A 19,800-nucleotide genomic window follows, 5' to 3' on the forward strand; every position below is an offset into this window, starting at 1 on the left:
TGGGATGAGAGGGGCAGTTTGCGAACCACCGGTTCGCTGCCCATCGAACGCCCTTGCGCTGGCGCAAGGGCCGGGGCGCGGAGCGGGGGTTCGGGAAAGGGGCAAGGCGAAGCCTTGCAGCTTTCAAGCAATCAAGAAGGCCCAATCCAGCACCACAGCCCAAGGACACCAACACCATGCCCCGGTTCGCCCTAACGCTGTCCTCCTCCCTGCTACTTACCCTTGCCGCCTGCTCCGCAGAGCCCTCCCCACGCGCAGCCGTCATCCAACAAGCGCAGCCCAGCCACGCCGACCTCGGCAAGCTGCGCGTGCACTACAACCTGCTACCAACCCTGGCCATGAATGACGCAGTCGCCCGCAGCTATCAAGTGCAACGCGAAGCCGACCGCGCACTGTTGGTGGTTGCACTACGACAACTGGAACAAGGCGAAGAAATCCCAGCCGAAGGCAAGGTACAAGCCATCGCCACCGACCTTTCCGGCAAGCGCCAACAGATTGACTTGCGTGCGGTGCGTACCGGTTCCTATACCGATCTGATCGGTGTACTCGACGCGCATCCACGCGATCAACTGCGCGTGGATCTGCAGATAAGCGCGGATGCAGGCGCGGGAAACGTTCGCTTCGAGCGGAATTTCTGAATCCCGCCGAAACAATAAGCATCGTCTTGTTTGTTGTTTCAGCGCCGTATTCGCCGTTGGAAATGCTGCTGGAAAAGCACGCATTTCCTTTCCCAATCAATTTGATATGACCGCGCAGCGGCGATCACGTCGCAACCTGCACGGCTGATGCGCCCTGCCCGCGCACATCACAAAGTCAAATTGACATGGAATTAACACAAACCATACTGACCGCCTTTCCAATTCCGCGCAGGCCTCAGAAACGTGGCTTGCGACGGGCAGAGTGACGTACTTGCCAGTCCACAACTCCCCTACTCCGTTGCTGCAGCTGCAAGGCTGGGGCATGCGCCGTGGCCAACGCACCGTGCTGGCATCGATTGATCTGGACATCAGCGGCACCGGCATCGTGGTGTTGATGGGCCCGGGCGGCACCGGCAAGTCCTCGTTGCTGCAGGCGCTGTCCGGGCAAAGCAATGCACATGGCGAGCGCTGGGGCTCGCTGCTGTTCCAGGGTGCAGCGCTGGAAGCGGCAACGCAGCCACCGGTACTGGTGCAACAACACGCACGCGAACTTGGCTTCAGCGTGCTGGAAAACCTCAGCGCCGCGCTGCGCCCGCAATCAGGCAACAAGCCACAGGCATTGCGCGAACAGATCGACGCACGCCTGCAGGCCTTGGGCGCCAACGCTTTGGCCGCGCATCTGCAGCAGCGGGTGATCGACCTGCCGCGCGGACTCGCTCGTCAGGTCGCCATCCTGCGGGCTGCTTTCAGCGGCAGTCCACTGCTGTTGATCGACGAGCCGACCAGCGAACTGGAGTCGACCGACGCCGAAGCCGTGCTCACGCTGATTGAACGTCTATCCGCCACGCACTGCTGCCTGGTCAGCCTGCACCATCAAGGCCAGGCACGACGTATCGCTTCGCGGGTGATTCTGCTGGCCGGCGGCCAGGTGCAGGTTGATGCACCCGTGAAGGCCTTCTTTGCCAATCGCGGGCAGCACGCTGTGCTGGCGCAGTTCCTGCGCACCGGCAGCTGCCATGTACCGGCACCGGATGCACGTGCCGAGGAACTGGCCGATGGTGTTGCTGCGCCTGGGCCAGTTGTCATCGCTGAGAAAGCACCAGGCCGAACTGTCGGCGCTGCAGCCGAGACTTCCATTCCTCGTCCGTTGCCAGCATCTACACCTGCATCAGTCCGTCTTTCCGCCACGCCCTCGCGGCGCGGCCCAAACGGCTTCCATTGGCTGGTGCCGGGCAAGCTCGCCGGCTGCCCGATGCCCGGTGTGGTATTCGCCATCGATCACGATCTGGCGTTGCTGCGTGGCATGGGCGTGACCGTGCTGGTCAACCTGACCGAACGCGAGATGTCGGCCGAACGACTGGCTCCCTACGGGCTGCGCAGCTATCACCTGGGCATCGTTGACCGCGGCGCACCGCCCTTGCTGTGGGCCAAGCTGCTGCTGGCCAAGATCGAGGTGATGCTGCGCGAAGGCGAAGTCGTCGCCGTGCACTGCCTGGCCGGCCTTGGCCGAACTGGCATGGTGCTGGCCGCGTGGTTGATCCGCGAAGGGCTCACCGCCAATGAGGCACTGCGCCGCCTGCGCACCTTGGACCCAGGCTTCGTGCAGTCGCAGGAGCAGGAAGACCTGCTGCATGCGCTGGAAGAAAACCTGCTGATCCGCGCCTGCGATTGATCAACCCCTGAGTGATGCCGGGTCGCACTGCGGCCTGCGGGCATCGCTTTTCCTTTTTCTCCCCCTTCCGCAAGGATTCCCCATGTCGCTCGACACCACCCTGCAGCAATCCGTTGCCTCCATCCCCGAATGCGTGGCCGCCGGCTACGTCGACATCAGCTCCGGCATGCTGCTGTCGGTACGCACCGTCGATTCGCATCCGCGCGAAGTGCTGGATCTGGTCGCCGCCGCCACCGCCGACCTGTACCAGGGCCCGAACATCCGCAGCATCGAACAGATGTTCCGCCGCGCACGCGGCCTGGAAGACCAGGAAGGCGCGCACTACTTCCAGGAAATCATCGTCAACAGCGAGAACCTGATCCACGTCTTCATGCGCGGCAAGCGCTACCCGGACTACGTGATGGTGTTCGTCTGCCGCCGCACCGCGAACCTCGGCATGGTACTGACCCGCTCGCGTCTGGCGATGCCGCTGATCGAGGCGGAAATCTGATCGATCCGGGCCACGCAATGTGGCCCAGGCTGCAAGCACTGCTGGTGTGTCGTCCGATACCCGGCAGCTTGCCGATCCACTCTCGCAACGTTAGCCCACGCGTTGCGGGCCTTCGCCACGCTGCCCCAGCACGTCCTGCGGATTCAGCAGGCCGCAGCGCTTCAGCGACAGGCAGCCGCAGCCGATGCAATCACTGAGCTGGTCCCGCATGAACTGCAGCGTTGCGATGCGCTCGTCCAGTTCCTTGCGCCAGCGCGCCGACATCTTCGCCCAGTCAGCCTTTGTGGGCGCGCGCCCTTCCGGCAATTCCGCCAGACGCTCGGCGACCGCCTGCAACGGCATGCCCACGCGCTGCGCGGCCTGGATCAGTGCCAAGCGCCGCAGCACATCACTCTGGAATCTTCGCTGATTGCCGGCAGTGCGCTGGCTGTGGATCAGTCCTTTGCGCTCATAGAAGTGCAAGGCCGACACCGCAACACCGCTGCGCCGGGCCACTTCACCTACACTCAGTTCCCGCGTGGACATCACTTGACCTCAACCATGGTTGAGGTGTGATGCTGCACGCCCCCCAGCCGCAACTCAAGCAGCAGCGTCGCATCATGAGTTCCCAAAGCATCGCCCCGGCCCCGCCGGCAACTACCTCCATCCTCGCCCCGCAATACCGTGCCACCACCTTCGGCATGGTCGCGCTGATCTCGCTGATCGCCTTCGAGGCGCTGGCCGTGGCGGCCGCCATGCCCAGCGTGGCCCAAGCCTTGGACGGATTGCGCCTGTATGCGCTGGCCTTCGGCGGCGCCCTGGCCACCAGCGTCATCGGCATGACCCTGGCCGGCCGCATGTGCGACCGGCAAGGCCCGGCGCGACCGTTGTGGCTGGGCCTGGGCAGCTTCCTGATTGGCCTGCTGCTGGCCGGTTTGGCGCCGCGTATGGATGTATTGATCGTCGGGCGCCTGCTGCAAGGCGTCGGCATCGGAGCGATCTCGGTATCGCTGTATGTACTGGTGGCGCGCACCTATCCGGAAGCGCTGCGCCCCAAGGTGTTCGCAGCCTTCTCCGCCGGCTGGGTCGTACCCTCGCTGATCGGTCCCGGCCTGAGCGGCCTGATCGTGCAGCACCTGAGCTGGCGCTGGGTCTTCCTCATCGTGCCGGTGTTGGCCTTGCCGGCGGCCTGGCTGCTGTTGCCGGCCTTGCGCAGTACCCAAACCAGCATCCGTCGCGATGTCGAGCAACGACCGGTGGTGCGCTGGGCGATTGGCACGGCACTGGCGGCGCTGTTGCTGTATGTCGGCGGACAGCTGCAAGGCATGCAGGCACTGGCGGTGATGGCAGTGGCGGTGGCCGCGCTGATCTTCTGCGCCCGGCACCTGTTGCCCAGCGGCACCTTGCTGCTGCGCCGCGGCCTGCCCAGCGTGATCGCCTTGCGCGGCATTGCCGCCTCGGCCTTCTTTGGTGCCGAAGCCTTCCTGCCACTGCTGCTGCAGCGCGAGCGCGACCTGTCGCCGCTGTGGGCGGGCGCAGCACTGAGTCTGGGCGCGCTGGGCTGGTTCTCCGGCTCGTGGCTGCAAGGCCACCAGCACTTTGGCTGGCGCCGCACGCACATGCTGCAGGTCGGCACCTGGCTGATGCTGGCCGGTCTGTTGATCACTGTGCTCACGCTGTATCCGGGTGTGCCCTTGATGCTGGCACTCGCCGGCTGGTCGCTCACCGGGCTGGGCATGGGCCTGATCTATCCCAGCCTGTCGGTGCTGACCTTGTCGCTGTCGGCGCCGCACGAGCAAGGTGCAAACAGCTCGGCCTTGCAGCTGAGCGAAGGCATCGCCGTCGCCTCGACGCTGGCGATCTCCGGCTCGCTGTTCGCCGCGACGGTCGGCGGCAATGAAACCACCGGCTATCTGCTGTGCTTCGTGGTGACCCTGCTATTGGCGGCGATGGCGACCATGGTTGGTCGCCGCATCGGCTGAGCGGCGTTCGATCACGCAGCTCCGCAATCTCCTGCGTCGCAGCTCTACGCGACGATCTCCGGCTTGATCCATTGCCCGGGCTGCACGCAGCCCGGCATAGGCTCAGTGCGCAGCGTCCACGCCTTCCACTTCCAGCAGGTCCTTGCGCAGGATGCGCCGCACTTCCAGCACCGCTTCCGGTGTTTCCTGCACGCTGTGGCCGGACACGATCACCTTCTCAGACAAGGCGCCATCCAGATGCGCGCTCCAGTACGGCACCAGCCCGTCGTCGGACTGTGCGGTCGGCACGTCAGCTTTGCGCTTGGCGATGATCGAGTGGTACTTCAGGCCCGGTTGGATCGGTAGTGCCGAAGACGCCTCGATGAAGGGATCGCTGGCCTTCAGGTTCTCGATGCTGTTGGTGATCACCGGCTCCTTGGGCTTCTTCGTGCCATCGGCTTCGCCCGGGTCCTGCAGCGCCATGAAGGCGTCACCGAAGGCACCAAGAATCGTCAGCGGCAAGCGCACCAGCCTGCCGATCAAACGGCCGAGCCGGTTGCCAGCCGCATCCGTGCCCTTGTGCGGCGAGGCCAGGAAAATCGCCCGCTCCACGTTCGGCTGCGGAGTGAAGTGCAGCACCGGCCCGAGCTTGGCTTCTACCCGCGCCAAGCGCTCGCCCTGCAGGTTGTAGCGCTGGCGGGTGTTTTCCCACAGCACATCGCCCGAGTCACTGAGCATCAGGCGTGCGATCACGCCGCCCATGCTGTGGCCGATGAACACCATGTCATGCGATGCCGGCGCCGTGCTCTTGGGATCGAAGTGATGCAGCGTGCTGTTGAAGGCCTTGCTGATGGTGTAACGGTTCAAGGCGATCGGCGCATTGGTCGGGTAATACACCGACCACACCTGGTAATGCTCGCGCATCTCCTCGTCGCCCATGATCTCGTTGGCCAGGTTCACCCAAGCCTCCGGGCTGCTGGCCAGACCGTGCAGCATGAAGATGATGCGCTTGTTCGGATCGTAGGGCTGCATCAGATAGATATGCGGCTCGCGGATGCCGACGCCACGGCCGAACAAGGTGCGCAGCGATTCAGTGGCGAACCCGGACTGGGCCAACCACAAGCCATAGGCCGCGGTGAAGTTGGCCGCCAGCGGCACTTCCTGGCCGCGCATCTGGATGCTGGTGAGGTCGGGCGAATAGGCCTGCAGCTGCACATGGCGGGTAGCCAGCACTTCTTCCAGGGTGTTGCCGCTGAAGTTCAGCACCGCAGTGGCATTGATCGCCGGCATTTCGCTGTAGACCGGCAGCTGCTGGTTGCGCTCCTCCACTTCCAGCGCCTGCGCCAGCGTTGGTGCTTCCATCATTGCCACCAGCTCGGCACCAAAGCCATCGCGTCGATACGAGCTGCGCAAGCCGGCAAAGCTCACCGAGGACGCCGCTACCAGTTGCTTGGGCACCCCCTCCAGTTTGAGCCCATCGAACTGCGAACTGATGGTCCAGTCATCAACCTGCACCGGCAGGTTGATGTCCTCGCCTTCCAAGGCGCGCGCGCGGGTGCGCTGGAACACCACCGACGCAGCCTGCTCGGTCGCGTAGTTGTAGTAATCCCGCACCTGGGTAAGCCGGTCTTCCAGGGCGCGCTGCGCCGGGCTGCGGCCGCTGAAGAACAGGTACAGATAGGAATAGCGCGCGGTTTCCAGCCAGGCGTTCAGCGCGGCCGGCGGCAGCTCGATGGGCTCATTGCCCTTGGCCTTGGGCGTGAGCGCCAAGGCTTCCTGCATCCACAGCTCGGCCAGGGTGGACAGACGCTGCTCGGACTGCAGGCCGTCATTGGTGGTCACCGTCTGCCGACAAGTTGGCAGGTCCTTGCTGCAATCACTCTCGGTCAAGCCAATGACCGACAGCGACTCCTGCGACAAGGCACTGAGCTTGCCAGTGCTGAGGATGTCGCCACGCTTGAGCATCACGTAATCGGTGTTGCTCACCGCTTTCATCTTCACCATGGCGCAGCCGCTGGACAGCAGCAGCGCCATTACCGCGACCACCGGCAACAGCCGGCGTATCCATGTCTGCGGGGTGTGGGTCATGGGTTGGTTCCTGAGGCGGGAATGCCGGGTACGCCGGCGCGTATCCGGGATGAGAAATCAGCCACATCGCCCGCTTCGCGTGCCCGCAGCGTTATACGCCCCGATTGTTGCAGAGTCGCCAACGGCACGCCCGGGGTCAGTCCACCGACGTCGGCGGCGTATTCGGCCAGATAGCCGGAAGCGAGCAAGCGGTAGTCCAGCGGCAGCTTGGGCTGGATGCGGCGCATCAACTCGAACACCACCGTGGTGCAGTTGCTGGTCAGTGTGTTGTAGAAACGCGGCTCCTTTTCCAGCAGCTGCGCGCGGTCCACATAGAAGCGCAGCAGATCGCGCATCTTGTCCGGGCTCAGCCCATGCAGGCGGTACAGATAGACATCCTCGCCGCGCGCGTTGCTGCGCGTCAGCACGATGTCACGCTCATCCGAGGCCACCAACACCGATTCGAACTTGCGGAAGAAGCCACCCAGCGCCGAGAACGACTCGCCCTGCTCCTTGCGGATCTCCAACGAGAACACCAGCTGGCGGCCATCGGCGAAACCGAACGACACCAGCGTGTGTGCAATCGCCGGGCCCATCCAATAGGACAGGATCATGTCCACCGACTGCACCTGCGACAGATCGTACTCACGCGCCTCCCAGCGCACGTCGTAGTCGGTCTCGGTGCGCCAATGGAAGTTGCGCACGTTATCGATGATCAGGCGGTCGCCTTCGATACGCGCATGCAGCGGCTGCGCCACGTCATCGGCCCAGGCCCGGTCTTGCCGCGGGTCGATCGTCGCCCACCAGATCAGCATCACCGCAAACAGCGCCCCGAACACCGCCAGCGAATGCCAACGCCGCACCGGCCCAAAGCCCGCGCGGATCGCCCAGATGCTGGGTACGCACCACACCAGGATCGCGACGACCTTGGTCACCACATTGCCGGGGAACTGGTACCACAGCGCAAACCCGCCCCAGATACCGATACCCAAGCACAACAACGCCAACAGGACCCGACCGACGCCACGCACAACACTGCCCAGACGCCGCTTCCCTACATTTGCCACTTCACTCTCCTGAAAGACCCAACGGCCCCGGAAGCGCACCGCGCCAAGCCGGAACCACCGCGAAATGAATGGGTCGCCAGCGACCCGCGGCAAAGATAGCCTGCCGGGCGCGGAAAGCGGAGTGAAACGATTAAAAAGCCGGTTGAAGCGCAATGCCGTTCATTTAGACGGGACAGCCAAGCAGACAGTCAGATAACCGCCGCAGCCCGGCATCAACGTAGCCCGGGTAAGCAAAGCGCACCCGGGGCCGTCCGCGAGCAACCTGAAACACCAAGAAACCCCAACCTCCCGGGTGCGCTGCACTTACCCAGGCTACACAACGTACATGACGGCCCGAAGCAGCCAATAGATTTCAAGCAGCACAACCCGCCAACGGAACAGAATGGCGCGACCGTATATCAGTGAATATTCGGCCCCTTAATCCCACTCTCCAGCCACGCCTCAACCTGCGGCAACAACGCAACAACCGAAGCCGCCAACTGGTCGTACTGGCTTTGTTCGCTACCGAATGCCTTGAACGAAAAGCCACGGAAATCCTTGCGCTGCTCCGTATCGATCAAGCGCCTTCTAAGCAGCGGATCCGTCTCGAACACTCGCCTGGGCACTGCACCCGAGTCAGGGTCAACCCAAGTCGCCGGAACCCGGCTGAACTCCAGGATGAAGCTGCCGCCATACGTCCAGTATTGGATCGATAGGAAGTCGCGGTGAGCCTCACTGGCTCGAACGAAGTTGGCTACGCCGCTACCGCCGAACCTAAGCCGGCGTATCTCTGGCAGCAGGATCTCCTTGATTGAAATAGCCATCAGCTGGCCCGGAGTTCTCACGATTTCGCATTCCTGAAGGAAGTAAGTTGCAGTCAGACCGCAACACAAGAACGTTCGCCAGCAGAAGCCAGGCCTTGCCCCCGTTTCCTCTAACTTCCTTCCGCAGCCAAGTCGTCAACCTCCACATCCTCGTCATCAGATGCCGACGCGGCGGAGAATTTCCTCGACAATCGAGCGATCATGGTTGATATCTCTGGATCAGAAGTTCGCTCCTCGGCCGCGCGCAGACCATCCAACGCGGCATCAAAAACGTCCGGATCAGCGGTATATCTAAACCAAGCCACTCCCGCATTCGCATATGCGTTTAGTACGTGCTTGTTATCACCGAATTTATTTAGCGCTTGCGCAGCGAACTCTGCCGCATCTTGGAGAATAGCAACTCTGTCTTCGCGCATTAAGCCGGGCGATTGCTCCGCCCTTGCAACCATCAAGTCGATCTTATAGCGTGCGACCGGACCATCCTCCCTAAAGTCCGCATCGAATATACGTATCTCAGTGGCTGCGCCTTCAAAATCACCCATTCGTATTAGATTTCGAATCAACTTGTGCCGCGGAACTCTCTCTCCGGGTACAACAGACATCACCATTCTGTAGAGAACGTTCTGGTCCTCAGTGTCCGATATTCTTGGAATTCCGTAGTCCTGAGAGCAAAGCTCTCGCAGACTTCTCACCTCAATCTGATAAGTCGGAGAAGATGCCTGAATGACGCGCTCCAGCAAATCGTAGATTGCCAGCTGATCCCCAAATTTGTACTTTGCGATGATATGTGAAATCACTTGGTGCCTACCCTTCCAGCCGTAAACACCCTCCTTCTCGCTAACAGTACTTTCAATCACGATCTCAGAAAGGGAGTCAAGAAGGTTATTCAATCCATTAACATTAACACCAAGCAACCGAATGACCAACTGACGGTGAACCTGAACCCCACCACTTTCTAAAGCCGCAACTATTTTGTACACCTCCTGTGCATCAGCCCCCAGCGCAGCATATTCCCGAAGAACAATGTCATCAAATTTCTCTGACGCAAATATATTACGCATACAAACGAAGAAATCTGATTCACATCGCTCAACCAGCCGTCGCCGGCGCTCATACCGAGAGAACCCCTTAAATGACGCTTCCACCAGCGTTTTTAGCGCGACATTCTGATCAACCAAGTTTAGAAGCCGATCAACCTCACCGGAATCCACGCGACGCAATACATACTCTTGCCCGAACCTATTGAGATAGATTGACTTTATTCTTGGCGTCCAGCTGGCCTTTGCTGATGCTAGTACAACGCACAAACTAGTGTTCCCGTCGCCGGCAAGATTATCGATTAGACGATTTATCTCAACTAGGTGAGAGCTGGCTTCATCAACAAAAATAACCCCCCGTTGATCTTCAGCAGAAAGCCTCGCAGCCACAGCCCTCCAAGCGTCCGGGACAAGTGCCATGGATGCGTTGTGCTCCCAAGCATGCACGTGATTTGCTGAAAGCTGACTCATCACCTGACGAGCCGCAGTAGTCTTTCCTACCCCACTTGCTCCAACGATCGTTGCGTAGCGAACATCACCACTTAATATGTCTGAAACTATTTGACGAGCGACAGTACGTTCGAATGTAAGCCCAGCACCAATATCTGCATATGTCGCAGGCCAGCCATTAAACATCGCTGAAACATTAGTGTCGCGAGTCGAAGCATGCGCGATGTTTTTCACCATTCCGTGCAGCAACGGCGCCGCGTCCAGCGGGTCCCCTGTATAGCTTCTAACTGGCAAACTAGAGGGAGATTGCTTCATCACCTCAGCGAAGAATTCATCGACGCCAGCAAAAACCACTTGAAGCCCCCTAGCCTCCATCAGGGTAGCCCGACGTTCATCCCGAGTGTAAACGAGCAACGTTATCTGCCGCTGGTTATGGTTCTCAGCATTTATCTTAACAGCCTTCTCAACAATCTCTTTAATGTGCGCGTCAGCAAGAGAGTGCCCAATTATTACCAACTGAGACCCAACCAGATCATTCTGAAGCCTGCCAAAAAGCGCCTCTCGATATTGAAAAGTCAGGTCATAATCATCATCAGTTATTATGATCCTGCTCTGACTACCGTCCACCACATCTTTTTCAATCGTACCGTGCAGCTTGAATAAATTCTGAGCTCCAGGCAACTCTATTTGACTGAAATCAAAATTAGAAGAATAAACATTCAGTGCAACCGATTTGGCACTATAGGTCTGCTCAATCAAATTGTCATAATTGGTCGTATACAAACCCTTCCAATTGAGCAAGGGCAGATTTAAAAGACCACCCGACGGTCTTATATTATTGAAAAGCGGCCTGATAGCATGAATGAGGCGTCGGCGATTTCCATACTGAGCTTCAGCCAACTGGGCTATTTCCCGCAGACTCAATCCATCAGAATCAATAGAAAATTCAGCTGCGATAGACCGAATTAGCTTATCGACCGATGGCGCGCCAGAGGTGACCGCAGCACCAGCTCCGAAAAAAAGAACGCATTGTTCAGGACGGATATCCTTAACTGCGCGCGAAAGTTCAACTGCCATGTTGCTCCCCCTATTCCTGATTGCGATCCGCAATCGAACTGTACCTAGATCGGCAGGGTTGGTCACGCGAAGGGACTGGAAGCAACATACGATCTTGTTTGCCAGCGAGGAACTAGCCGCTCCCCCAGGATCGTAAGAGTCAATTCTCAGGGAAAATGATCACGATGCAGCTAGAGGACATTTCTCAACCTGAGGCTAACCATCCCTACTCAGACTGTGCCACCCCTGAAGCAGTAAGGCGTGGTCCGTCCAGCCACTTCAGTTGACCGGTCTATCAGGTTGGCCCGCTGAACCAGCCCATTGGCCACATCTGTTTAAACAAAGATCGGCTAGCAACGCATTGAAGGTCCACAACATGTGATCTTGGTCGCTGCCCGCAACGCAAAATGACATGCGTTTTGCGGGGGCAAACGAAAAAACCGGCTTTCGCCGGTTTTGTCTGCAACACTCAAATTTTGATGGTGGGCGGTACAGGGATCGAACCTGTGACCCTTGCCGTGTGAAGGCAATGCTCTACCGCTGAGCTAACCGCCCGTGTTGCGAGCCGCTCATTATAGGGGGCTGAGCGAGCACGTCAACATCTTTCTTCACACGATTTCACATCGTCTGCGTCGGCTTGTCCGAGCTTGATGTGCCGGCCAGCAGGGTTTCGATCTTGTTGCGGATGGCCTCGCCGTCGGCGCCGTCGGCGAGCTGCACGCCGATGCCGGCCTGGCGGTTGCCCTGCGCGCCCAGCGGGGTGACCCAGACCACCTTGCCGGCCACCGGCAGGCGCTCGCTGGAGTCCGGCAGGGTCAGCAGCAGGAACACCTCGTCGCCGAGGAAGTAGCGCTTGGGCGTGGGCACGAAGACGCCACCGTTCTTCACGAACGGCATGTAGGCGCCGTACAGCGCTGCCTTGTCCTTTACCGCCAGCGAAAGGATGCCCTGGCGGGCGTTCGTCGCACTCATCGATTTGTCCCCTTGGATTGCACTTGGTTGGCCGCGCCCCATGCCAGCAGCAGCTCCACCACGGCCAGGTCGGCGCGGATGGTGGTGCGCAGCAGGTCGCGGGTGCGATTGGCGGCATCAAACCAGGCGGCCAGCTTGTTCAATCGGGCCGGATCGGTCAAGCCGTCGGCCGCTTTCTTCAGTGCCAGGTCGGCGGCATGGCGCAGGCGCAGGTCGGCGTTGTCGTCGCCGGTCCAGCGCTGGGCCAGCTCGACGCTGCCCAGCTTGCCGGCCAGCAGTTGCTCCAGCTCGCTGGCCACCTGGCGGCGCAGGGCCATGCCCTCGCCCTGCAGCCACTGGTCGGCCAATGCCGGGTGGCCACGGGTGGCGTCCAGCGCTTCACGCGCCACGCCTTCGGTATAGCCACGGGTCTGCAGCCAGGCCATGGCTTCCTCACGCGGTGGCATGCGGAACTCCAGGCGCTGGCAACGGCTGCGAATGGTCTGCGGCAGGCGCGCCGGGTCGGCGCTGAGCAGCCACAGGTAGCGCCCGGGCGACGGCTCTTCCAGCGTCTTCAGCAAGGCGTTGCAGGCGGAGCGGTTGATTGCATCGGCCGGATCGACGATGACCACCTGGGCCACGCCGTAATGCGGGGTCAGCGCCAGCTTCTGCGAGATCTCACGCACCTGCTCGATGACGATCTCGGTGCGCAGCTTGTCGCCGGTCTTGTTGGGGATGAAGCTGGTGAACTGCAGGTCCGGGTGGGTGCCAGCGGCGATCAACTGGGCGTTGCGCTGGCGTGCCGCCGCGTCCCCGCCATGGTTGAGCACATGCGCGGCCAGCCGCATCGCCACCGCACGCTTGCCCATGCCGGCCGGGCCGCACAGCAGCAGGCCGTGACCAAGCCGACCCACGTCCAGTGCGGCCACGGTCTGGTCATAGACGCGCTGCTGCCAAGGGGCGAGTGCTTCGCTCATCGGGACTTCCTGTGCATCATTCGGGTCATGCCGCTCATTGCGCCGCCGCCTCGCTGCGCTTCGCGCGCAGCCGCTTCAGGTACTCGGCCACGGCGCTGTTGTGATCGGTGTAGGACGCGGAGAACACATGCGCGCCACTGCCATCGCCGACGGCGACGAAGTACAGCGCATCGCCCGGCGCCGGCTTGGCGGCGGCATGCAGCGCGTCGCGGCCAGGCATGGCGATCGGCGTCGGCGTGAGGCCGGCGCGGGTATAGGTGTTGTACGGCGTGTCGGTGGTCAGGTGCACCTTGCGGATATTGCCGTCGTAGGCGCTGCCGATGCCGTAGATCACGGTCGGGTCGGTCTGCAGGCGCATGCCCATCTTCAGGCGGCGCGCGAACACGCCGGCAATCTGCGGGCGCTCGCTGGCCAGGCCGGTTTCCTTCTCGATGATCGAGGCCAGGATCAGCAGTTCGTAAGGCGACTTCAGCGGCAGATCATCGCTGCGCTCGGCCCAGGCGGCATCCAGTTCCTTCTCCATCGCGGCATGGGCGCGCTTGAGCACGTCCACGTCGCTGTCGCCACGCTGGTAGATATAGGTTTCCGGCAGGAAGCGGCCTTCCGGGTGCTGGTCGGCGAAGCCGAGCTTGGCCATCAGCTCGGTGTCGGACAGGTCGGTGGTTTCGTGCTGCAGTGGCTGTGCGCGCGCCAATGCGGCACGCAGCTGGCGGATGTTCCAGCCCTCGACGATGGTGACGCGGTATTGCAGCACCTTGCCCTGGCGCATGTTCAACAGCAGCTGGCGCGGCGTGAGTGTCGGGTCGAGGGCGTATTCGCCAATCTTCAGCTTGCCGGCGGCGTCGAGCTGGCGGGCCAGCAGCTGCCATTGCAGGTCGTCGCCTTCGTCGACGCCGGCCGCGCGCAGCTTGCGCAGCACGCTGTTGAGCGAATCACCGGAGGCGATGCTGACGCTCTGCTCGGAAGGCGTCAGCGGCGCATCGGCAAAACTGCTCTGCCGTTGCCACAACCAGGCCGCACCTGCGCCAGCCAGGGCAAGCAGCAATACCAGCACCGCCAGCACCAACAGACATCCGCGCTTGGCACCCGCCATGGTCACCCCGTCTTCAAATAGTGGATGCGCAGGATACCGCGCTGGCGGCAACGCTAGCCAAAACGGCGTTCATCATTGTGGATCGAGCGCACGCAACAGCCCGCGCGCCTTGGCCCGGGTTTCGTCCAGCTCCTTGTCGGCCAGCGAATCCACCACGATGCCGGCGCCGGTACGGAAGCTGGCGGTGCTGCCCTGCACTTCCGCGGTGCGGATCAGGATGTTCAGGTCCATATCGCCATCGCGGTTCAGCCAGCCGAAGGCGCCGGTATAGGCACCACGGGCGGTTTGCTCCAGCTCGGCGATGATCTCCATGCAGCGCACCTTGGGGCAGCCGGTGATGGTGCCGCCGGGGAAGGTGGCGGCGATCACTTCGCCCGGCGTGACTTCCGGACGCAGGCGTGCGCGCACGTTACTGACGATGTGGTGCACGTGGGCGTAACTCTCCACGATCATCAGTTCATCGACTTCGACGCTGCCGGGCGCGGCGATGCGTCCCAGGTCGTTGCGCTCCAGGTCGATCAGCATCACGTGCTCGGCGCGCTCCTTGGGATGGCCGACCAGCTCCTGGATGCGGGCGGCATCGTCGTCGCCTGCGAAGCGCGGGCGGGTGCCGGCGATCGGGCGGGTCTGCACCACATCACCACTGACCGACACCAGGCGCTCCGGCGAGGAGCTCACCACGGCGCGGCCGGCGGCAGCGAACAGGCCAGCGAAGGGTGCGGGGTTTGCGGTGCGCAGGCGTGCGTATAGCGCTTCGGGTGCGAGCGGTGCGTCGAACTGCGCTTGCCAGCGGCGCGACAGGTTTACCTGGAAGACGTCGCCGGCATGCAGGTAGTCGATGACCTTGTGCACACCGTCGGTGAAGCGTTCGCCTGCGTCTTCGTTGATGGCGCTTGGGCCGTTCCACTGCGGCAACGGCGATAGCTGTGCGGCTTCGGCTTGATCGTGCTGGAGCTGGCCGAGCAGGTCTGCCACGTCGTCTTCGGCGATGGCGATGCAGCGGCCGCTGTCGCGCTCGCGCAGTACTGCTGCCGGGCAGCGTAGTGCGATCGCGGCTGGCAGGCCGTCACTGCGCTGCGGCAGCTGCAGGATGGGTTCGACTTGTTGCGCGAGTTCGTAATCGAGCAAGAGTGCCCAACCGCCGCGAAATGGGATGTCCGCTGCCATCGGGTTGCGGGCTTGGCGCAGGGATTGCCAGTCGCAGTCGAGTGCGGAGAGGAAGTCGCCTTCGACTGAGGTGCCGTCTTCGCGTTGCAGGCTGCCGTCGGGGTTGAGCAGCAACTGATTGCCGTTGGCGATCAGCAGCATGTCCCACTGGCCGAGCTTGCCGGCGGCAGTGGATTCAAGCAGGACCGGATAGCGATGCGGCGCGAGCCGATGCAGCGCCAGCAGGTCGGTGTCGGCGTGCAGGGGAAGGATGTGCATCGTGTGCCCGAAATGTCAGAAATGCAGGCTGTTCCCTTCTCCCGCCTGCGGGAGAAGGTGCCCGAAGGGCGGATGAGGGGAGCTTTTAAAGCTCTTAAAGCTTTTGGAGCTTTAAAGCTGCCCTCACCCCAACCCCTCTCCCGCTTGCGGGAGAGGGGCTTTGAGCAAAGCGTTGAGCAAAGCGTTGAGCAAGGCTACAGCCAAAAGCTTCAAGCAAAGCAACAAGCAGCAGCTTCAAGCAAAGCGGCGAGCGGGAGCTTCAAGCAAAGCGGCAAGCACAAGCTTCAAGCAACAGCTTCGAGCAAAACGACGAGCAAGAGCTTCAAACAAAACCAACGAGTAGGAGCTTCACGCAGAGCCACAAAGCCGCGTTAAATCCGCTTGAACACCAACGTGCCATTGGTGCCGCCGAAGCCGAAGCCATTCGACATCACCACGTCCACGTCGGCCTTGCGGGCCACGTTCGGCACGTAGTCCAGGTCGCAGCCTTCGCTCGGGTTTTCCAGGTTGATCGTCGGCGGGATGATGCCGGTGTTCAGCGCCATCACCGAGAAGATCGCTTCCACGCCGCCCGCTGCACCCAACAGGTGGCCGGTCATCGACTTGGTCGAGCTGACCAGCATCTTGTAGGCGTGCTCGCCGAAGGCGGTCTTCATCGCCATGGTCTCGCCCAGGTCGCCCAGCGGCGTCGAAGTGCCGTGTGCGTTGAGGTAACCCACCTGCTCCGGGGTGACGCCTGCGTCCTTCATCGCCGCGACCATGCAGCGGGCGGCGCCTTCGCCGTTCTCGCTCGGTGCGGTCATGTGGTACGCGTCGGAGCTTGCGCCGAAGCCGGCCAGCTCGCAGTAGATCTTGGCGCCGCGCGCCTTGGCGTGCTCGTACTCTTCCAGGATCAGGATGCCGGCACCGTCGCCCAGCACGAAGCCGTCACGGCCCTGGTCCCACGGACGCGAGGCCTTGGTCGGGTCGTCGTTGCGGGTGGACATGGCCTTCATCGCGCAGAAGCCGCCCAGTGCGGTCGGCGAGGAGCCACGCTCGGCGCCACCGGCGACCATCACGTCGGCGTCGCCGTACTGGATCATGCGCATCGCCGTACCGATGGAATGGTTGGACGTGGCGCAGGCCGACACTGCCGAGAACGACGGGCCCTTCAGCCCGGCGATGATGCTCAGCTGGCCCGGCAGCATGTTGATGATGGTCTTGGGCACGTAGAACGGCGAGATCTTCTTGCCTTCGTGGAACTCGATGGTCTGCTCTTCGATGCCGAGCAGGCCGCCGATGCCGGCACCGACGATGGCGCCAATGCGCTCAGCGTTGGCGTCGGTGATTTCCAGGCCGGAGTCGTGCAGCGCCATGAAGGCGGCACCCAGGCCGTAATGGATGAACGGGTCCATCTTCTTGGCATCCTTGCCACTGACCCGATACTTGCCGAACAAGGGGTTGTCGGCGGTGATGTCGAAATCCCTGACCTCACCTGCAATTTTGGTGGTGAAACGTTCCAGATAGTTATCTGCAACATTCGTCAGCGGGCCGATGCCCGAACGGCCGTTGATGATGCCTTCCCAACTGCTGGCCAGATCATTGCCCAGCGGCGACACCATGCCCATGCCGGTAACAACTACGCGACGACTCATTGCGGATTCTCCTGGCCCCGCACGCGGGGAGATTCAAGCTTAAAAGCACAGGGCCGCATCAGCGGCCCCATGGGTTTGCAACGCGGCAGACAGGCTTGCCGACCGCGCCTTGTCAGACCTGGATCAGGCCTTGACGTGTGCCTTGACGTAGTCGATGGCAGCCTGGACGGTGCCGATCTTCTCAGCTTCTTCGTCCGGGATCTCGCACTCGAACTCTTCTTCCAGCGCCATCACCAGCTCGACGGTGTCCAGCGAGTCTGCGCCCAGGTCATCGACGAACGATGCGCTGGTGGTGACTTCTTCTTCCTTGACGCCAAGCTGCTCAACAACAATCTTCTTGACGCGTTCTTCGATGGTGCTCATTAGGATATCGCTCCAGATGGAGTAGTGGTTCAAAAGACGCCAGCCCCCAGGGCTGGCCGTGGGATAGTGTAGTGGAAACCGTCGCGGCGGTGTTTCTGAACAAAAAAGCCTAGACGATCAATCACTTGGGTGCAGTCCGTGCACGCCACGCTTACGGCATGTACAAACCGCCGTTCACGTGAAGGGTTTCGCCGGTGATGTAACTGGCCGACGGACCGGCCAGGAACGCCACCGCCTTGGCGATGTCTGCGGGCTCGCCGAGGCGGCCCAGCGCGACCTGGCCGAGCATCGCCGCCTTGGCGTCCTCGGGCAGATCCTTGGTCATGTCCGTGTCGATGAAGCCCGGTGCGACCACGTTGACGGTCACGCCGCGGCTACCGATTTCCTTGGCCAGCGACTTGGAGAAGGCAATGATGCCAGCCTTGGCGGCGGCATAGTTGGCCTGGCCGGCATTGCCGGTGACACCGATGACCGAGGCGATGTTGATGATGCGGCCCTTGCGTGCCTTCATCATGCCGCGCATCACCGCCTTGGAAGTGCGGTAAACGCTGGTCAGGTTGGTGTCGAGAATGGCCTGCCAGTCCTCGTCCTTCATGCGCATCAGCAGGTTGTCGCGGGTGATGCCGGCGTTGTTGACCAGGATGCTGATGGCGCCGAATTCCTTGCTCACCGCGTCGATCAGCGCATCCACCGCACCTGGCTCGGTCACGTTCAGTGCACGGCCGTGGCCGCCTTGTGCGGCAAGACGCGTACCGATGGCGGCAGCGCCGGACTCGGTGGTGGCGGTACCGATGACGGTCGCGCCCAGCGCGGCCAGTTCGTCGGCAATGGCGGCACCGATACCGCGGCTTGCGCCGGTGACCAGCGCGATTTCACCCTGCAATGGCTTGCTCATTTCTGTTCCTTGTATGCATGGCACCGCGCACGCGCAGCACCCATCATGACCGTGCGCAGGCTGCGCCCGCGCCGCAATCGCTTGCTCAGTTGGCCCACTCTTCCAGCGCACCGGCAAAATCTGCCGGGGTGGCGAGCGAACGCCCTTCAATGTTCTTGTCGATGCGCTTGACCAGACCGGTCAGCACCTTGCCCGGGCCGCATTCGGCGACGCGGCTGACACCACGTGCGGCCAGCGCCTGCACGCAACCGGTCCACTGCACCGGCTGGTACAGCTGCTGCACCAGCGCCTGACGGATGGCGTCCACGCCGTCATGCACCTGTGCATCAACGTTCTGCACCACCGGCAAGGCCGGCAGCTGCCACGCCAGGCCGTTCATCACGGCTTCCAGACGATTGGCGGCTTCGCGCATCAGCGGCGTGTGCGACGGCACGCTGACCGCCAGCTTCACCGCCTTGCGCACGCCCTTCTCGGCCAACAGCGCGAGCGCGCGGTCCACCGCAGCAGCGTCGCCGCCGATCACGATCTGACCCGGCGAGTTGAAATTGGCCGGCACCACCACTTGGCTGCCAGCAGCCTCGGCGCAGACTTCCAGCACCAACGCATCTTCGGCACCGAGCACGGCCGCCATCGCACCAACTCCGGTCGGGGCAGCGTCCTGCATCAGCTGACCACGCAGGCGCACCAGATGTGCGCCGTCGTGCAGCGTCAGCGCGCCAGCGGCGACCAATGCGGTGTATTCGCCAAGGCTGTGACCGGCCAGAACCGCCGGCTGTGCGCCGCCCTGTGCATTCCACAGGCGCCATACCGCGATGCTGGCGGCCAGCAGCGCCGGCTGGGTGAATTCGGTGCGATTGAGCTGCTCTTCCGGGCCGCCCTGCGACAACGCCCACAGATCGACGCCCGCGCCTTCGGAGGCCTCGGCAAAGGTTTCACGGATCTGCGGATGCAGTTCAGCCAGTTCGGCCAACATCCCAATGGATTGCGAGCCCTGGCCGGGGAATACGAAAGCGAGTCGGGAGTCAGTCACGCGGTCTTCTGCTGCATCAATCGAAGGCCGGAATAATAAGCGCGAAAGCGCCCGCCCGTCTGTACTGGCGCGTATGCAGCGGCATGGACTTGTAGTGGGGGGGGGGGGGGGGGGGGGGGGCGGCGCCCCGGGGCGCGGGGGGCGCCGGGGGCCCGGGGCGCCCCCCGGGGCGCGGGGGGGGGGGGGGGGGGGGGGGGGCGGGGCCCCGCCGG

General features: G+C 62.3%; 18 protein-coding genes and 1 tRNA gene. 5 read left to right on the forward strand and 14 right to left on the reverse strand.

The window, feature by feature from the left end:
• Nucleotides 1-176 precede the first annotated feature (176 nt).
• The 3 genes from ACVOLV_RS05850 (at nucleotide 177) to ACVOLV_RS05860 (ending at nucleotide 2,800) form a co-directional block, all read left to right on the forward strand.
• Complete coding sequence (locus ACVOLV_RS05850; protein ID WP_481553573.1) at nucleotides 177-638, forward strand: DUF4426 domain-containing protein; 462 nt, start codon at nucleotides 177-179, stop codon at nucleotides 636-638.
• A 271-nt stretch (nucleotides 639-909) separates the two neighbouring features.
• On the forward strand, nucleotides 910-2,310 hold the full coding sequence (locus tag ACVOLV_RS05855; RefSeq protein WP_481553574.1) for a phosphatase domain-containing putative toxin: 1,401 nt from the start codon (nucleotides 910-912) through the stop codon (nucleotides 2,308-2,310).
• 82 nt (nucleotides 2,311-2,392) lie between these two features.
• Nucleotides 2,393-2,800, forward strand: coding sequence for a hypothetical protein (locus ACVOLV_RS05860; protein ID WP_282268515.1), 408 nt, complete (start codon nucleotides 2,393-2,395; stop codon nucleotides 2,798-2,800).
• A gap of 90 nt (nucleotides 2,801-2,890) precedes the next feature.
• Here ACVOLV_RS05860 and soxR read toward each other — a convergent pair whose 3' ends face one another.
• Nucleotides 2,891-3,325: a redox-sensitive transcriptional activator SoxR gene (gene soxR / locus ACVOLV_RS05865; RefSeq protein ID WP_282268518.1), complete on the reverse strand. Its 435-nt coding sequence runs from the start codon at nucleotides 3,323-3,325 to the stop codon at nucleotides 2,891-2,893.
• A 74-nt stretch (nucleotides 3,326-3,399) separates the two neighbouring features.
• Here soxR and ACVOLV_RS05870 point away from each other — a divergent pair, with 74 nt between their 5' ends.
• Nucleotides 3,400-4,761 carry an MFS transporter gene (locus ACVOLV_RS05870; RefSeq protein WP_481553575.1) on the forward strand — a complete coding sequence of 454 codons (1,362 nt, stop codon included), beginning with the start codon at nucleotides 3,400-3,402 and terminating at the stop codon, nucleotides 4,759-4,761.
• A 102-nt stretch (nucleotides 4,762-4,863) separates the two neighbouring features.
• Here ACVOLV_RS05870 and ACVOLV_RS05875 read toward each other — a convergent pair whose 3' ends face one another.
• The 9 genes from ACVOLV_RS05875 to ACVOLV_RS05915 all read right to left on the reverse strand — a co-directional run bounded on the left by ACVOLV_RS05875 (nucleotide 4,864) and on the right by ACVOLV_RS05915 (nucleotide 15,666).
• Nucleotides 4,864-6,828, reverse strand: coding sequence for an esterase/lipase family protein (locus ACVOLV_RS05875; RefSeq protein WP_481553576.1), 1,965 nt, complete (start codon nucleotides 6,826-6,828; stop codon nucleotides 4,864-4,866).
• Nucleotides 6,825-7,814, reverse strand: coding sequence for an Lnb N-terminal periplasmic domain-containing protein (locus tag ACVOLV_RS05880; RefSeq protein ID WP_481553588.1), 990 nt, complete (start codon nucleotides 7,812-7,814; stop codon nucleotides 6,825-6,827). The genes ACVOLV_RS05875 and ACVOLV_RS05880 overlap by 4 nt, the downstream gene beginning before the upstream one ends.
• A 458-nt stretch (nucleotides 7,815-8,272) precedes the next feature.
• On the reverse strand, nucleotides 8,273-8,677 hold the full coding sequence (locus tag ACVOLV_RS05885) for a hypothetical protein (protein ID WP_481553577.1): 405 nt from the start codon (nucleotides 8,675-8,677) through the stop codon (nucleotides 8,273-8,275).
• Nucleotides 8,678-8,787: 110 nt separating this feature from the next.
• Nucleotides 8,788-11,241: an SIR2 family protein gene (locus ACVOLV_RS05890; RefSeq protein ID WP_481553578.1), complete on the reverse strand. Its 2,454-nt coding sequence runs from the start codon at nucleotides 11,239-11,241 to the stop codon at nucleotides 8,788-8,790.
• A 459-nt stretch (nucleotides 11,242-11,700) separates the two neighbouring features.
• Nucleotides 11,701-11,775, reverse strand: a tRNA-Val gene (locus ACVOLV_RS05895).
• A gap of 63 nt (nucleotides 11,776-11,838) precedes the next feature.
• The gene (locus ACVOLV_RS05900) at nucleotides 11,839-12,192 is read right to left on the reverse strand and encodes a PilZ domain-containing protein (protein WP_282268537.1); all 354 of its coding nucleotides are present in this window, start codon (nucleotides 12,190-12,192) and stop codon (nucleotides 11,839-11,841) included.
• On the reverse strand, nucleotides 12,189-13,148 hold the full coding sequence (locus ACVOLV_RS05905) for a DNA polymerase III subunit delta' (protein WP_481553579.1): 960 nt from the start codon (nucleotides 13,146-13,148) through the stop codon (nucleotides 12,189-12,191). Before ACVOLV_RS05905 ends, ACVOLV_RS05900 begins: the two co-directional genes overlap by 4 nt.
• 34 nt (nucleotides 13,149-13,182) lie before the next feature.
• A complete protein-coding gene (gene mltG / locus ACVOLV_RS05910) occupies nucleotides 13,183-14,241 on the reverse strand; it encodes an endolytic transglycosylase MltG (RefSeq protein WP_481553580.1) in 1,059 nt (352 codons plus the stop codon).
• 72 nt (nucleotides 14,242-14,313) lie between these two features.
• Nucleotides 14,314-15,666: an aminodeoxychorismate synthase component I gene (locus ACVOLV_RS05915; protein WP_481553581.1), complete on the reverse strand. Its 1,353-nt coding sequence runs from the start codon at nucleotides 15,664-15,666 to the stop codon at nucleotides 14,314-14,316.
• A 3-nt stretch (nucleotides 15,667-15,669) separates the two neighbouring features.
• On the opposite strand from ACVOLV_RS05915, the gene ACVOLV_RS05920 reads away from it, so the two are divergent.
• Nucleotides 15,670-16,041, forward strand: coding sequence for a hypothetical protein (locus tag ACVOLV_RS05920; protein WP_481553582.1), 372 nt, complete (start codon nucleotides 15,670-15,672; stop codon nucleotides 16,039-16,041).
• On the opposite strand, the gene fabF is transcribed toward ACVOLV_RS05920, so the two are convergent.
• The 4 genes from fabF to fabD all read right to left on the reverse strand — a co-directional run bounded on the left by fabF (nucleotide 16,038) and on the right by fabD (nucleotide 19,588).
• Nucleotides 16,038-17,300 (reverse strand): beta-ketoacyl-ACP synthase II, encoded by a 1,263-nt coding sequence (gene fabF, locus ACVOLV_RS05925; RefSeq protein ID WP_303749119.1) that lies wholly within the window; start codon nucleotides 17,298-17,300, stop codon nucleotides 16,038-16,040. The genes ACVOLV_RS05920 and fabF overlap by 4 nt on opposite strands.
• 123 nt (nucleotides 17,301-17,423) lie before the next feature.
• Entirely contained in the window at nucleotides 17,424-17,663 is a 240-nt protein-coding gene (acpP, locus tag ACVOLV_RS05930) for an acyl carrier protein (protein WP_054659808.1), read from the reverse strand.
• Between the two features lie 151 nt (nucleotides 17,664-17,814).
• Nucleotides 17,815-18,558 carry a 3-oxoacyl-ACP reductase FabG gene (gene fabG, locus ACVOLV_RS05935; RefSeq protein WP_481545768.1) on the reverse strand — a complete coding sequence of 248 codons (744 nt, stop codon included), beginning with the start codon at nucleotides 18,556-18,558 and terminating at the stop codon, nucleotides 17,815-17,817.
• Nucleotides 18,559-18,643: 85 nt separating this feature from the next.
• Nucleotides 18,644-19,588 carry an ACP S-malonyltransferase gene (gene fabD, locus ACVOLV_RS05940; RefSeq protein WP_481553583.1) on the reverse strand — a complete coding sequence of 315 codons (945 nt, stop codon included), beginning with the start codon at nucleotides 19,586-19,588 and terminating at the stop codon, nucleotides 18,644-18,646.
• Nucleotides 19,589-19,800: the final 212 nt, after the last annotated feature.

This window comes from Stenotrophomonas sp. STEN023 (genome assembly GCF_056760135.1).

What these genes read in the sequence shown, in the direction of transcription:
- ACVOLV_RS05850 (WP_481553573.1), top strand. Translation starts at nt 177, where the DNA reads ATGCCCCGGTTCGCCCTAACGCTGTCCTCCTCCCTGCTACTTACCCTT.
- ACVOLV_RS05905 (WP_481553579.1), bottom strand. Translation starts at nt 13,148, where the DNA reads ATGAGCGAAGCACTCGCCCCTTGGCAGCAGCGCGTCTATGACCAGACC.
- mltG (WP_481553580.1), bottom strand. Translation starts at nt 14,241, where the DNA reads ATGGCGGGTGCCAAGCGCGGATGTCTGTTGGTGCTGGCGGTGCTGGTA.
- fabG (WP_481545768.1), bottom strand. Translation starts at nt 18,558, where the DNA reads ATGAGCAAGCCATTGCAGGGTGAAATCGCGCTGGTCACCGGCGCAAGC.
- fabF (WP_303749119.1), bottom strand. Translation starts at nt 17,300, where the DNA reads ATGAGTCGTCGCGTAGTTGTTACCGGCATGGGCATGGTGTCGCCGCTG.
- ACVOLV_RS05900 (WP_282268537.1), bottom strand. Translation starts at nt 12,192, where the DNA reads ATGAGTGCGACGAACGCCCGCCAGGGCATCCTTTCGCTGGCGGTAAAG.
- ACVOLV_RS05890 (WP_481553578.1), bottom strand. Translation starts at nt 11,241, where the DNA reads ATGGCAGTTGAACTTTCGCGCGCAGTTAAGGATATCCGTCCTGAACAA.
- ACVOLV_RS05870 (WP_481553575.1), top strand. Translation starts at nt 3,400, where the DNA reads ATGAGTTCCCAAAGCATCGCCCCGGCCCCGCCGGCAACTACCTCCATC.
- acpP (WP_054659808.1), bottom strand. Translation starts at nt 17,663, where the DNA reads ATGAGCACCATCGAAGAACGCGTCAAGAAGATTGTTGTTGAGCAGCTT.
- soxR (WP_282268518.1), bottom strand. Translation starts at nt 3,325, where the DNA reads ATGTCCACGCGGGAACTGAGTGTAGGTGAAGTGGCCCGGCGCAGCGGT.
- ACVOLV_RS05885 (WP_481553577.1), bottom strand. Translation starts at nt 8,677, where the DNA reads ATGGCTATTTCAATCAAGGAGATCCTGCTGCCAGAGATACGCCGGCTT.
- ACVOLV_RS05915 (WP_481553581.1), bottom strand. Translation starts at nt 15,666, where the DNA reads ATGCACATCCTTCCCCTGCACGCCGACACCGACCTGCTGGCGCTGCAT.
- ACVOLV_RS05860 (WP_282268515.1), top strand. Translation starts at nt 2,393, where the DNA reads ATGTCGCTCGACACCACCCTGCAGCAATCCGTTGCCTCCATCCCCGAA.
- ACVOLV_RS05875 (WP_481553576.1), bottom strand. Translation starts at nt 6,828, where the DNA reads ATGACCCACACCCCGCAGACATGGATACGCCGGCTGTTGCCGGTGGTC.